The organism is Pseudoalteromonas sp. PSi26 (assembly GCF_054960575.1).
Genome location: NZ_JBHNYT010000015.1, coordinates 40,723 through 55,151, shown reverse-complemented (window position 1 = coordinate 55,151; position 14,429 = coordinate 40,723). Strand labels below are relative to the sequence as shown.

Annotated in this window: 13 protein-coding genes; 3 read left to right on the top strand and 10 right to left on the bottom strand. The window is 40.4% G+C overall.

Annotated elements, in window-relative coordinates; all coding sequences use genetic code 11:
• Positions 1-8: 8 nt before the first annotated feature.
• The gene (locus tag ACFI34_RS15220; protein WP_462674109.1) at positions 9-2,558 is read right to left on the bottom strand and encodes a M14 family metallopeptidase; all 2,550 of its coding nucleotides are present in this window, start codon (positions 2,556-2,558) and stop codon (positions 9-11) included.
• Between the two features lie 148 nt (positions 2,559-2,706).
• On the opposite strand from ACFI34_RS15220, the gene nfuA reads away from it, so the two are divergent.
• Complete coding sequence (nfuA, locus tag ACFI34_RS15215; protein ID WP_006793795.1) at positions 2,707-3,282, top strand: Fe-S biogenesis protein NfuA; 576 nt, start codon at positions 2,707-2,709, stop codon at positions 3,280-3,282.
• 9 nt (positions 3,283-3,291) lie between these two features.
• A complete protein-coding gene (locus tag ACFI34_RS15210) occupies positions 3,292-3,561 on the top strand; it encodes a hypothetical protein (RefSeq protein WP_462674108.1) in 270 nt (89 codons plus the stop codon).
• A 3-nt stretch (positions 3,562-3,564) separates the two neighbouring features.
• Here ACFI34_RS15210 and ACFI34_RS15205 read toward each other — a convergent pair whose 3' ends face one another.
• Positions 3,565-4,836 (bottom strand): MATE family efflux transporter, encoded by a 1,272-nt coding sequence (locus ACFI34_RS15205; RefSeq protein WP_462674107.1) that lies wholly within the window; start codon positions 4,834-4,836, stop codon positions 3,565-3,567.
• A gap of 42 nt (positions 4,837-4,878) precedes the next feature.
• On the opposite strand from ACFI34_RS15205, the gene ACFI34_RS15200 reads away from it, so the two are divergent.
• Complete coding sequence (locus tag ACFI34_RS15200) at positions 4,879-5,904, top strand: polysaccharide deacetylase family protein (protein WP_462674106.1); 1,026 nt, start codon at positions 4,879-4,881, stop codon at positions 5,902-5,904.
• A gap of 19 nt (positions 5,905-5,923) precedes the next feature.
• Here the strand turns inward: ACFI34_RS15200 and ACFI34_RS15195 are convergent, their stop codons facing one another.
• The 8 genes from ACFI34_RS15195 to ACFI34_RS15160 form a co-directional block, all read right to left on the bottom strand.
• On the bottom strand, positions 5,924-6,958 hold the full coding sequence (locus tag ACFI34_RS15195) for a protein-glutamate methylesterase/protein-glutamine glutaminase (protein ID WP_462674105.1): 1,035 nt from the start codon (positions 6,956-6,958) through the stop codon (positions 5,924-5,926).
• A gap of 8 nt (positions 6,959-6,966) precedes the next feature.
• Positions 6,967-7,584, bottom strand: a complete 618-nt coding sequence (gene cheD, locus ACFI34_RS15190; RefSeq protein WP_462674104.1) for a chemoreceptor glutamine deamidase CheD — start codon at positions 7,582-7,584, stop codon at positions 6,967-6,969.
• The gene (locus tag ACFI34_RS15185) at positions 7,574-8,398 is read right to left on the bottom strand and encodes a CheR family methyltransferase (RefSeq protein WP_006793789.1); all 825 of its coding nucleotides are present in this window, start codon (positions 8,396-8,398) and stop codon (positions 7,574-7,576) included. Before ACFI34_RS15185 ends, cheD begins: the two co-directional genes overlap by 11 nt.
• A 72-nt stretch (positions 8,399-8,470) precedes the next feature.
• Entirely contained in the window at positions 8,471-11,170 is a 2,700-nt protein-coding gene (locus ACFI34_RS15180; protein ID WP_462674103.1) for a methyl-accepting chemotaxis protein, read from the bottom strand.
• A gap of 50 nt (positions 11,171-11,220) precedes the next feature.
• On the bottom strand, positions 11,221-11,685 hold the full coding sequence (locus tag ACFI34_RS15175; protein WP_006793787.1) for a chemotaxis protein CheW: 465 nt from the start codon (positions 11,683-11,685) through the stop codon (positions 11,221-11,223).
• Entirely contained in the window at positions 11,682-13,769 is a 2,088-nt protein-coding gene (locus ACFI34_RS15170) for a chemotaxis protein CheA (protein WP_462674102.1), read from the bottom strand. Before ACFI34_RS15170 ends, ACFI34_RS15175 begins: the two co-directional genes overlap by 4 nt.
• A gap of 14 nt (positions 13,770-13,783) precedes the next feature.
• On the bottom strand, positions 13,784-14,146 hold the full coding sequence (locus ACFI34_RS15165) for a response regulator (protein ID WP_006793785.1): 363 nt from the start codon (positions 14,144-14,146) through the stop codon (positions 13,784-13,786).
• An 8-nt stretch (positions 14,147-14,154) separates the two neighbouring features.
• The gene (locus tag ACFI34_RS15160; RefSeq protein WP_010557759.1) at positions 14,155-14,427 is read right to left on the bottom strand and encodes an STAS domain-containing protein; all 273 of its coding nucleotides are present in this window, start codon (positions 14,425-14,427) and stop codon (positions 14,155-14,157) included.
• Between the last annotated feature and the right edge of the window lie 2 nt (positions 14,428-14,429).

Below are 14,429 nucleotides of genomic sequence, written 5' to 3'. Positions count from 1 at the left end.
AATTTATGTTACTGACCACTTGCGCGGAATGTATGGCCTAAAAACAGTGCATTGCTAAGCAATCGACTTGTACCATACCAGTAACCTCTAAATACGGGGTTGTCGGTCATAGCAATAACACTGCCGCGTCCGTACGAATGTGCTATTAAACCTGCGCCTTCAGCTACTTGTTCTACATTTACAGAGTCAGTAAAGCCAGCTAACAACGGGCGTTTTGTGTAGGTTAGTACATTTACAAAAGGGGCATCTGACGCTTCAAGTAACCATGTACTGTTTTTAAATACCGGTAAGGTGTCGCGCGTGAGTGAGAAGGTTAATGGGTGCGTTAAATCCACGCTAGTGTTAAAAATAGCCCCAGCAATACGCTGACGCCCCGCTAGATGATCTTTATCGCCATAGCTGAGGCCTTCAGTTTTGAAAGCACCAGCTAAATCCTCTCGCGATAAATAATTTGCTTTAAGTAGCTGCTGGTCGACTAAAAATTTAGCGCCGCCTTTATGACCCCAAATAACCCCGCCTTTTCTTACCCAGCTTTTAATCGCTACTTTTTCTGCATCCGTTAAGCTAGTGTAATTGCCGTGGGCCAGCACAATATGGCTATAATCACTAAGCTCAAGCGAGCTTAAACGCGTCATTTCAACAATCGTGGGGGCAACACCTACAAACCTATCTAGGTAATACCACACTTCACCTACTTCGTATTGGCTAGTACCTTGCCCGCCAATCAGTAATACCTTAGGTGCTTTAACGACTGCCATAGAGCGTGAGCCCAAATCAGCACCTTTACTGGTTAAGCCTGTTGTAATGGGTTTTATAGCAATGCCAAATGCACTTTGTGCCGTGTTTAACAAAGCAATCCAGTTTTGCTGTGTTTGTAAACCAGCCGGAATAATAATACTCCCTGGCTCAAAATTTATGTCGCCTGCGCTTGATTTGGCCGTTAAGGCACTCAGTGCTACTCGTGCTTTTATACCTTGCTTTAATAATGTATTTAGCATTTTAGGCGCTAAGTAGTCGTCCCATGCAAAACCAAACGCGTACGCAGACTCTAAACTTGCTAAGGGCGCTTTAGGTTTGTTACTCCAAGGTGTGTCTGCAACGCCCAGCCCCCAGTTACTTTTTACTTTTGCAAAAGGTAGATTGAATGCATGCGCTAATGTCCAGCCAGATACATCGTAAAATGTATTATCTGCAAAGTTCTTCTGCTCGCTAAATATCGCTTTAACTAAACGATATTGGGGCTGAGCTAAAGGGACGTAGTAGCTGTTAGTAGTAAAGTTTATGCCACCTGCTTTTAATGGTTTAGTAAGCTCAAATGCCTTTACTTTATGTTGTTTTAATAGCGCTAAAAAGTCGGTAATGCGGGTGCTGTCTTTTGCACCTTCAACCACGTAACCCGTAAAGTTTTCATCACTAGCAAGCTCTGTTGCTTGATTATAAAATTTAGCTTGATAGTCAAGCAACGCTTGGCGGTTTTCGACCGCCGCTTTAAAGGTAGATAAGCTCGTTAGTAGCTGATTTTTTATAGTAAATGGAAACGTTAAAGGGCCATTAATGGTCTCTTGTATATGGCCACGAGAGCTTGCTTGCTCAAATAAAATACCAATCCCCCCATTCACATCGGGATAAGTTGAACCTTTACCGTAGTAAAAATCGTCAAAGCTTTCTTCTGTAAAATACAGGGCATTATTTTCATCTAATGTTTTGGCATGATAATTAGCAATTGCTTTGGTTAATGTTACGTTTTCAATTGGCGTAATTGGGTGCTTTCTACTTGGAATACCCGGCTGAAAAAAGTAGCTGCTGTTTGGGCCCATTTCATGAAAGTCAGTGAGTACATTTGGTTTCCACTGATGAAATTTTGCAATACGCGCACGCGATTCAGGGTGCTGTAGCAATAGCCAATCTCGGTTTAAATCAAACCAATAATGATTAGTGCGGCTGCTTGGCCAATTTTCGGTATGCTCGCGAGTTTTTGGATCTGACGACAAATTCATGCCGCGATTACTGTTTGCCCAATTAGCAAAACGTGCAAGTCCGTCGGGGTTTAGTGATGGGTCGAGTAAAATAACGGTGTTATTTAATAGGTTATTTATTTCATCACCTTGTGCTGCAGCTAGGTAATAAGCCGTTAAGAGCGATGCATTACTACCCGATGATTCGTTACCGTGCACACTGTAGCCCATCCACACGACTGCAGGTTCATCTTTTGCTTTTTTGCTGTTATTGCCCAAGCGAGCCAAGTGCGCTTGGCGTATTTGCTCTATTTGAGTTAACTTATTTGGCGCTGTAATCGTTAGCATTACTAGTGGTCGTTGCTCGTGTGTGCGGCCAATTATCTCAAAGTTTATTCTGTCACTCTTTTGAGCAAGTACTTCCATGTAGCGTACGAGCTGGTCGTGCCTTACATGCCACTCACCAACTTGATAACCCAATACTTCTTCTGGCGTAGGGATGGTTGGATCGAATACAACATCGTCTTCAAAATAGTATGAAAGCGGTTTTGCTACACTTGAAAAGCTCAGCATTACCACCATTATTGTTATTAATAAACGCATATAGATCACTCTAAAAATGTTTGTTAATTGCACGCTAGCATTGCTTAAAATAGATGCCAACTTTTTACGCTCAACACTAGCCGCAACACGATGAGCGGAGTATGATATGCAGTATCCGAGTAATTTAGTCAGGTATAAAGCCGTTTTTATGATTTCTATTTCCGAAACAGCACAAGCACATTTTGCTAAACTATTAGCAGATCAATCACAACAGACCAATATTCGCGTTTTTGTTGTAAACCCTGGTACATCACAAGCCGAGTGTGGTGTTTCTTATTGTCCAGAAGACGCCGTTGAAGACAACGATATTCGCTTAAATTTTAACGGATTTGATGCCGTTGTTGATGCTGAAAGTGCTCCTTTTTTAGAAGAAGCTGAAATTGATTTTGTTACCGATAAAATGGGTACTCAGCTAACGCTTAAAGCACCTAATGCAAAAGCACGTAAAATTGGTGATGATGCATCATTAAACGAACGTGTTCAGCACATGCTTGAAACAGAAGTAAACCCACAACTAGCTAACCATGGCGGCCAAGTAAGCCTAGTAGAAATTACAGCTGCTGGCGTTGCAGTGCTTCAGTTTGGTGGCGGTTGTAATGGCTGTTCTATGATCGATGTAACGTTAAAAGAAGGCATCGAAAAAGAAATGATTGCTAAGTTTGACGAGATCACAGGTGTTGCAGACATTACTGATCACGAAGCTGGCGAGCACTCTTACTATTAAGCCAAGTAAATGCTAAAACCTCTTATATACCGCTTAGGGAGCAACCCTAAGCTAAGTTTAAAGCGGTTTTTTCGCGGCGTAGCACTGTTTGTGCTAGCCGTGATTTTTATTTTTGCGGGTTACTATAGCCATTATAGTTTGCAAATTATTGGTGTTTTAATTTTAATACCTGCGCTATTTTTTGCTTTTTGGGGCTACAGTGGCATTTTTGCCAATCGCTTTTCGCAAGTAATTAAAGACATAGGGCCAAAATATCACGATCCAGAGCTATGGAAATAAACCTTAATCTAGCAGTTGATTATTAGCCTTAAGTTTTTGATATTTAATTATTAATGTAACTCCACGCATTAGCATAAAGCAGCTCATCGCAAGCCATAACCCATTATTTTGCCAATCAATAAACACCCAAAACACACCAAAAAACCCAACAGCTGCCGAAAGCAACATACTATTTCGCATATCCTTAGCACGGGTTAAACCAACAAATACACCATCAAATAAAAAACAGCTCATTGCTAATAATGGCAAAGCAATTACCCACGGTAAATATTGCGTAGCCTCATTAATAACCTCAGGTACGTTGGTCAGTAGCGTAATTATATGTGCACCAAACAAAGCAAAAAACAGGCTATAAACCACGCCAAACAACATCCCCCAAAATACACTTATTTTTACCCACAGTTGTATTTTACTTACACTTTGCTGACCTTTAGCTTGGCCTACTTTAGCCTCACTGGCATAGGCTATGCCATCTAACGCAAAACTAACTAACATCAAAAAATTTAGTAGCACGGCATTCGCTGCAAGGGTTGTTTCGCCTATACGCGCACCATAAAAAGTCATAAAGCTAAAGCACAACTGAAGTATTAAAGACCGAATAAAAATATCGCGATTTAAACTTAATAACCCTGCCATTTTTTTAAAGCTAAACCAGTGCGGAGTGCTCAATACTACACCTTGTTTTTTTGCGAGTTTAGTAACCAAAAACAGCGCAAATACTAGCGCAGTATAATCAGCGATTAACGATGCCCATGCAGCGCCTGCAACAGCCCAATCTAAAAAAACAACAAAATAAATATCGAGCACAATATTTACACTATTTGTCACCAACAATAGGTAAAAAGGCCCTCGTCCATAATGGACGCCTAGCATCCAGCCCAGTAAAACCAAATTACATAATGCCGCTGGCGCGCTAAAAATTCGAATACTAAAATAAGTGTAGGCTTCGCTTAGCACCGCATTATTTGCGTCTGATAAAAACGCTATGGCATGTTTGATTAAAGGAGATATAGCAATAAGAAATAATGCCACTATGCTGGCAAGTAATAGGCTTCGTTTGAGTAAAGCCGCTAGCTGGGTTAAGTCATTTTGGCCATAGGCTTGTGCAACCATGCCGGTCGTGCTCATTCTTAAAAAACCCGCGAGCCAAAATAAAATGGAGATAACGGCTGAGCCCAACGCAATACCGGCCAAATAATGAGCACTGCCTAAATGGCCAATGACCGCGGTATCAACTATTCCTAACAGTGGCACGGTGATATTTGATAATATCATTGGTCCTGCTAACAACAGCAAGCTTTTATGGTGTGCTTTATTATGTATAAGAAATTGTTTCATTTAGTTTTATTGACTCTTATTGGGTTATCTTTACGTGCTCATGCTGGTGTTATTTTACAGTACCACCATGTAAGTGAAACCCTGCCGGCGGTCACTAGTGTGAGCGAAGAGACATTCACAGAGCATCTAAACTATTTAAAAAATAATAATTTTAATGTTATTGCCTTAAATGAACTACTTGATGCTTTAAAGCAAGGCCATACCTTACCTGATAAAACCGTCGCCATCACGTTTGATGATGGTTACAACAATAATTATGATCAAGCCGCTCCAATACTCGAAAAGTTTGGCTATCCATACACAATTTTTGTTAACCCTAAACTCATAGACGAAGGTAAACGCTATGTGATGGGTTGGGATAAACTTAAAGAACTGAGCAAAAAAGGTGCACTTATAAGTAACCACACCGCACAGCATGACTATTTACATGTAAAACTTGACGGTGAAACTAACACGCAATGGAAAGAACGTATCACCCAAGATATTGTTCATTCACAACAACGTATAAAAGATGAAATAGGCCACGACTTTAAGTATTTAGCCTACCCCTACGGAGAATTTGATAACGAGTTACAAGCTTTAGTGACAGAGCTTGGCTATATAGGCATTGGCCAGCATTCTGGTGCTCTAAATAAACACTCCAACTTCAGTCGATTACCTCGCTTTCCTGCATCTGGCGTTTATAGCGACATAAAAACACTGGCAACCAAATTAAATTCTCAAGCATTTAATATTACTCAATTAAGCTATGAGAATAGCGTAACAAAGCAAAATCCACCTGCGTTAACTATTGGGTTTCAAGTTGATGATTTTAACAAGTCTCAACTGGCTTGTTATGTGTCGGGGATAGGCAAAGCAAACTTGAACTGGGTGACTGATAACACCGTAGAAGTAACATCACCTAAAAAACTGAACAAAGGCCGTTCACGCTTTAATTGTACAGCGCCTTCAATTAAAAAACCGAACAGCTATTATTGGTTTTCTCAGCCTTGGGTTATTCTATAACTTTGAGATTCCTATTTATTTAGCTAGGTTTAACTGCTTGGCTTAATAATCGCTCAGCCATTTTATCAAGTGCGGCCACTTCATTGGCTGCATTTAAATCAATAGCGGCTTTAGGCATTCCCCACACAACTGACGAGTATTCATCTTGCGCTAACGTGTACGCGCCGTTTTGCTTAAGTGCTAACAGTCCTTTAGCCCCATCAGCGCCCATTCCTGTGAGTATTGTTGCCACTACATTTTTTGATCCACAATCTACAAGCGAATCAAATAGTACGTCAACGGCTGGTTTATGCCGATTTACAGGCTCACCATCGTCGAGCTGGCAATACAAAGCAATTCCTCGCTTTTTTACACTTAAATGAAGCCCGCCGGGGGCAATATAAGCCCAACCTGGGCTTAGCTTGTCGCCATGTTGTGCCTCTTTCACATTAATTAAGCATGTTCTATCCATACGCTCAGCAAACGAGGCACTAAATACGGGAGGAATATGCTGAGTAATAACAATAGGCGGGCAATTAACTGGCATTTTTATTAGTACTTCTTTTATTGCCTCGGTACCCCCGGTAGATGCACCAATTGCAATCACTTTATTTAATAAAAATTCAGTCTCTGAACTTATAGGTTTTGTATCGGGTGGCGCTTTTTTAAAGCTGCGTATTCGTGCACCTGCCGCAATTCTCACCTTTTGTTGAACCAGTGACGCGTAATGACTCAGCTGGGCTCTTACGTTACTTGTTGGCTTAGCAATAAAATCCACAGCACCTAGCTCTAACGCCTCTAATGTAATGGGCGACCCCTTCTGCGTAAGCGTAGAAATCATAACAACAGGCATAGGTCTTAGGCGCATTAGGTTTTTTAAAAAGCTAATCCCATCCATTTTTGGCATTTCTACGTCTAAGGTAAGTACATCGGGATTAAGTTTTTTTATCATTTCGCGTGCTTGGTATGGATCTTCAGCACAGCCCACTACGTTAATGTCGTTAGCTTGTTGCAGTATTTCTGTAAGCAACCCTCTAATTAAAGGGGAGTCATCGATTATTAATACATTTATCATAGCGACTCCTAAAACAACTCTATATTCGATACCACTTCTTGCTTTTTAAGGTTTTGCAAATAACGTACTTCGCGCTTTTCAATGGTATCATTATGTAATTTTTTAAGTTTTTTCATATACACTTTACCCGTTTGTGGATGAAAAAATATTTTTCTAGGCCACGGGCCGCCCATATCATGGGCCACTAAATTTAAGGCTTCTTCTTTGACATAGGCGGTAGCAAAACTAATATTACCCAGCCCAATATCTGTCATTGCACTAATTATTTTTCCGCCACCAAATAGCTTAATTTTTAAATTATGACGAGACGCACCGTTTTTTAATACTTCATTAATTAGGTATTCCATAGCCCAATTACCATAACGGCAGTTTAAGCCGTGTGCACTTTTAAGCTCTACGCCTTTTTGTATCGGCAGCATAAAATGATTCATCCCGCCAATACCTAACACTTCATCGTAAACACAGGCCGCAATACATGAGCCAAGTACCGTTGAAATCAATTCATTATTTTTAGATACATAAAATTCTCCTGGAAGCACTTTGGCAACTATATGATTTCTTCCTGAATCCCAGTAACGCTTAATGTGTTCAAAACTGGGCAAAACACTTCTAAATTCAGCCTGCATGTGCTCTCAGTTGATACATAGTTTTTCCTAAATTTTTATAATTTGAGTGCTCTTTACCCATACTCTCTGAGTGACCTAAAAATAAGTAACCGTGATCGCTTAGAATATTTGCATAGCGTTTAAATAAATGATCTTTCGTTTCTTTATCAAAATAAATAACCACGTTGCGGCATAAAATAAGATCAAACGGCCCTTTCATTGGCCAGTCTTGCAATAGGTTTAAGCGCTTAAAAGAAATACGCTCACGCAGCGTGTCTTTCACTTTATAGTGTTCGCCATCTTTACTTTTTAAAAACCAACGCTTTAGATGAGTGGCATCTAAGCCATTTACGTTTGCCGCGGTATACACACCTTTTTGCGCTTTTTCTAACACGTTAGAATCTAAATCGGTGGCTAAAATCTTTACATCCCAATTACTTGGAAATGCATTATTTAGCGTCATTGCTAAGCTGTAGGGCTCTTCTCCTGTTGAGCAGCCTGCAGACCATATTCTGACCCGCTTGGTGTCTTTGTTCGCCTTTATTAAGTTAGGTATAAGCTCAGATTTAATAAATTCAAAATGATGAACTTCACGAAAAAAAGACGTTAAATTAGTGGTAATTGCATTTATAAACGCATCAAACTCTTGGTCTTTATGCGTATCTAAGTAGGCTAAGTAGGCTTTAAAGTCGTTTAATTTTAGCGCTCTTATCCGCCTTGCTAAACGTGAGTACACCATTTCACGTTTATGATCGCCCAATACAATACCGCAAGCGTTGTAAACTAAATTGGCAATGTCTTTAAAATCGCGATCGGTACACAAAAACTCTTTCATTAGCAGCTCTCATACATAGTAGTGAGTGTGGCCTTATTGAGCGCTTTTCCAATAAGGCCTGTAATCAAATAATTAAAATTCTTCCCACTCGTCTGCCGAGTCAATAAAATTATCGCCTCTTGGCTTGCTTTGTACTGCATTACTTTGTGATTTGTGAGCTAAGCTTGGGGTATTCATTGTGGGCGACATAATAGCCATGTCTTGCTGACCCAGTGAAAAGAAATTAAGAAGTCTGCGCATTTCATTTGCTTGCTCAGCCATTGATTCACCTGCAGCCGACGCTTCTTCAACTAAGGCTGCGTTTTGCTGGGTCATTTCATCCATTTGAGATATAGCTTTATTTACTTGCTCTATACCTGCACTTTGCTCTTCAGACGCCTCTGTAATATCTGAAATCATTTGCGTCACTTTTTGTACCGACACCACAATTTCTTTAAGCGTTGCACCTGATTCATTAACAAGCTGAGAGCCATCTGCCACTTTACCTACACTATCTCTTATCAGCTCTTTAATTTCTTTTGCTGCACCTGCAGAGCGCTGAGCTAAATTACGCACCTCACCCGCGACCACCGCAAAACCACGCCCTTGCTCTCCCGCTCTAGCTGCTTCAACGGCCGCATTAAGTGCAAGCAAGTTAGTTTGAAATGCAATTTCGTCAATCACACCAATGATGTCTGCAATCTTTTTACTCGATTCATTAATTGCCGACATACTCGTCACAGCGCGATTAACCACTTCACCACCTTGAATCGCTTTATCGCATGTTTCTTCTGCGAGTGTATTTGCCACTTTAGCATTGTCTGCATTTTGACGGACTGTACTCGTCATTTCTTCCATGCTTGAGGCGGTTTCTTCCAATGATGAAGCTTGCTCTTCCGTGCGCTGACTTAAATCTGCGTTCCCCTGAGAAATTTCCTCTGCGCCACTGGCCACTAAGGTCGCTGATGAGCTTATACGATTAATAACCTCCGTTAATTTATCTGCAGTGGTGTTTGCATCGCGTTTTAATTTATCAAACGAGCCTTTGTATTCTTTTTCAATTCGCTTAGATAGGTCGCCAGTTGCCAAGGCATCTAGCATATTGCCGGTATCTGCGACCGCATCGTCAACAATTTTAACTAAACTGTTTAACCCTTGTGCCAAGCGTAAAAAGAACCCTTCTTTACCCTCTTCCATTACACGCGTATCGAGGTCCCCCTCTCCTGCAGCACTCACTAATTGCGCTATTTCTCTTTCTATTGCAACTTCTGCGGTTCGATCTTCCCACTCTACAACGGTGCCAATTCTCTCTTGCTCTGGGGTTATTATTGGGTTTGCAACCAACCCAAATGTGCGTCCACCAACCTTTATTTGCGTGCTGTAAGTATCTTTTAACGTTGCTAGTAGGTTTTGTTGGTGCGCTGGGTTTTTATGAAATACATCAATATTTTGATTAAGTAGATTTTTGCTATCAAAATTAGGTAAGTCTTTTCGAAGGTCATTTTCAGCAATACGCATCATATTTCTAACAGCTTTATTCATGTACACAATGACATTTGATGAATCTGCAATCATGGTATTAGTCGCGACAGTATCAAGTGCTTGGCGCACACGAAGGTTTTCTTGCGCTATAGCACGCTCTGCGTCAGCTTTAGCAACCTTTTCAGTAATATCGTCCCACTCAACAATGGTACCGAGTTTCTTTCCTTCTTGGCTGTACCATGGCGTCGCTATTAATGTAAAAATCAGCCCCGCTAAACGCAGCTCTGCTTTGTAAGGTTTATCTAAATTTTTTAGTAATTCTCGTTGATGCGACGGCTTTTTATGAAAATCATCAACACAAGTCCCCACTAAATTATCAACAGAAAAATGTGGCAATACGGTTTTTAGGTCTTTTTCACGCGCTTTTAGCATGTCTTGCACGCGCTCGTTTACAAATACAATATTAAGGTCTTGATCTGCAATCATTACATTTGCTTGGCATACTTTTAAGGCGCTAGCTAGGTCTGCAGCTTTGCGTGAAGATTTTTCTAACTCTTTTTGAGCTGTTATATCTGATGCGTATTTAATTACTTTAAATGGCTTGCCATTCATATCATAGATTGGGTTATAAGAGGCCTGAATCCAAACTTCCTGACCTTGTTTACCTATTCTTAAATATTCACCCGAGTCAAATTCACCGCGCCCTAACTTAGCCCAAAAAGCTTTATATTCATCACTATTTGCGTGTTCAGGTGTAACAAATAATCGGTGGTGCTGCCCTATAATGTCGTTAAGCTGATACCCCAACGTATTTAAAAAATTATCGTTTGCATCAATAATAGTGCCGTCTAAATTAAACTCTATTACTGCTTGAGACTTACTAATTGCATTAATTTGCCCTCTTGCCTCTGCTGCAGCGAGTTTTTGTGGTGTTATATCCGTCGCAAATTTTACAACCTTAATAACTTGCCCCTGGGAGTTTATAATTGGGTTATAAGTGGCCTGAATCCAAACCTCCTTACCGCTTTTGGTAAAACGCCTAAATTCTTGAGATATAAATTCGCCGCTGTTTAATCGTACCCAAAAATGTGTGTAGTCACTCCCTTGGGCCTCGGTATTATCAACAAATAAAGAGTGATGCTGGCCTTGAATCTCTTCTAGTTGATATTCCATTACGCGAAGAAAATTAGCATTAGCGGTAATTATTTTACCGCTTGGCTCAAACTCAATCACAGCTAATGACTTATTTAATGCGCTTACAATTAAATCATTATTTGATTCAGACTGTTTTGGATTACTAAACCATCCCATGCTCATCACCACCTTTAAGTTATTTTTACTTTATTTAGCAAATACTGACTCTAAATATTCATTGTTTTTTGCAAGTCGATTAACGCCACCATTTTTTCACCCACGTTAACTAACCCTGCCACATAATCGTCGTTATTTGTTTCTGAAATACTTGGTACCGCTTTGGCGTCTTGCTCTGAAATACTGTAAACCTCAGAAACGGCATCAACGGTAATACCAATAATTTTACTGTCGTGCTCAAACTCTATTTTTACTACAATTACCACTGTAAGCGGCCCATACTCTATACTGGGCAAACCAAATCGCAGCCTTAAATCAATAATCGGCACTATGGTGCCACGCAAATTTATAACGCCTTTTACAAATTCGGGAGCGTTGGGTAAAACGGTTATTTCCTCCCAGCTACGAATTTCTTGCACAGTTAAAATATCTACGCCGTACTCTTCATCAGCCATAATGAATGTTAAAAACTGTTTCACGCCCTTTTGCTGCTGCAGATTTAGCTCCGAAATCATAACGCCTCCAAAGCAGCTTGCGACTCAATACTCAACTCTTGGCTGCCCGGCTTTTTTAAACCTGAAAGCTTTATCAACCCGCTTATATCAACTATCAATGAAACCCGTCCCTCGCCCAAAATAGTCGCACCGGATATACCATCCACTTTTTGATAATTTGCCTCTAAACTTTTAATAACAACCTGTTGTTGCGATAGGAGGTCATCTACCAATAAACCCACCTTTTGGTTGTCAGTTTCTACTACGACAAGTAAGGTTTTATCGAGAGATTCAATGGCGTTATCATGATTGAAAATATCGTAGAGCCTTAAAATTGGAATGTATTCATCACGCAATCTAAGTACGTCTAGGTTTTTGCCTACACGGCTTACCTTGGCAATATCGATTTGCAGCGATTCAACAATAGAAATAAGCGGAATAATATAAGTATGCTGGGCCACTTTAACTAATTGGCCATCTAAAATAGCCAGTGTAAGTGGTAATCTAATTGTAAACGTTGATCCTACACCAGGCGCGGATGTAACCTCTACAGAACCATTTAATGACTGAATATTACGCTTAACGACATCCATACCAACACCACGGCCAGATAAGTCACTCACTTCATCCATAGTGGAAAAACCAGGCATAAATATAAGCTCGTTTATTTCCTCATTGCTAAGATGGTTGTCGGCAGAGATCAGTCCATTAGCAATGGCTTTTTCTTGAATTTTTTTAGTGTTTAGCCCTTGCCCATCATCCATTATTTCAATAACAATATTTCCACCTTGGTGAAATGCATTTAAAGTGACCGTTCCTACAGGATCTTTTCCGGCTTGCAGTCTTTCCTCAACCGTTTCTAGGCCATGATCTAATGAGTTTCTAACCAGATGAACCATAGGATCAGAAATTTTTTCCATCACGGTTTTGTCTAATTCGGTTTGCTCGCCTATCAGCTTTAATTCAACCTGTTTATTTAGCTTTTGCGCAATGTCGCGAACCAAACGTGGGAAACGGCTAAATACAAAATTAATAGGCAACATGCGGATACGCATTACGTTTTCTTGTAAATCGCGAGTGTTGTGCGCAAGTTGCGCTAAACCTTCTTGCAATGCCGTAATTGTTGCTGGCGTAATGTCTTGCTCGCTAAGTTGATTAAGCATAGCTTGAGTAATAACAAGCTCACCCACCATGTTTATTAATGAGTCAACTTTATCAATCCCAACGCGAATAGAAGTCGACTCGGGTGTTGTTGATTTTTTATTAGTATTAGCAGAGGTTGGCTTTATGGGCTTAGCTTGTTCCGCCTGCTTTGGCTCTGGCTCTTGGATTAATGGCTCTTGAGCTACTGTACTACTGTCATTTTCAGGAGCGGGTAACTCATCAGTAAACAGGCCGCCACACGGTTCAATGGTAATATCAGCATCATCTTCAACCCATTCGAACACCTCTTTAATTGCGCTTTCACCATGGCTGGTATTTAAGAAAAAACGCCAATGTAAAAAGCACTCATCACTACTCAAATTGGTTATTTCAGGGACTTCATCATAAAAAACGGTGGTATCTAACTCGCCTAACTGCTCAAGCTCACTAATCATAATGAGTGGTTCATTACCTGTTTTAAATAAGTGATGATGAGGCTTAAAGTCTATTTGGTATGTATCGCTATCAGACTGATTATCAGACGTTTGAATGCTGGACTCTTGCGTTGTGCTATTTATTCCTAGCACTTCTTCAAATTGTGCTCGTAGAGTATCGGCTTCAGTTAAGTCGGGCTCTTGCTCTGCCTGCAATCCAGCCAGTAACGAACGAAGGCAATCAACCGCTTTAAGTAATAAATTAACGTGCTCGGTTGTCAGGGTGCGCTCGCCTTGACGAATTTGGTCCAGTAAGGTTTCAAGTACATGAGTAAAATCAGACACCGATGAAAAACCAAATGTCCCACTTCCCCCTTTTATTGAATGAGCGGCTCTAAAAATAGTGTTAATAGTTTCTAAGTCTTCCTCACCGGGTACTAAGTTTAAAAGCTCAGCTTCCATGGTATCGAGGCCTTCAAAACTCTCTTCAAAGAAAACTTCAAAAAATTGACTTAAATCTATACTCACTTTGCGCTCCTTGACTAACGAATAACCTTTTTAATCACCGCTAGTAACTGCTCAGGATTAAATGGCTTTACTATCCAGCCTGTTGCACCAGCCGCTTTACCTTCTACCTTTTTTTCTAAGCCCGACTCGGTTGTTAGCATAAGTAATGGCGTAAATTTATAATCGGGTAATGTACGTAGCTCTCGAATTAATGTAATACCATCCATAATGGGCATGTTTACATCTGAAATAACCGCATCAAAACCTTGCTGCTTAGCAATAGCCAATGCCTCACTGCCGTCTTTGGCCTCTGTTACATCAAAGCCTGCGGTTTTTAAGGTAAAGCTCACCATCTGACGCATTGATGCTGAATCATCAACTGCTAAGATTTTTTTCATATAAACCTCTAACTATTTCTTTCGATTGTTAAATAATGACTTAAGCCAAGCTGATTTATGGTATGTGCTAATGCTGCACTACTGCCGACCCATATAATTTTGTGTTGGATGGTAAGTAAGTGTTTTTGAAGCGCACATAACAGCTGAATAGATGCAGTATCTGCAGACACTACATCGCTAATATCAAGACTGATATCGTCGTTGCTATTGAGTTCTTGTAGTAAGTCTTGGTGGAGCGTTTCAACTTGGGTAATCACAAGTTCGCTTGGAAGTTTTAACATTT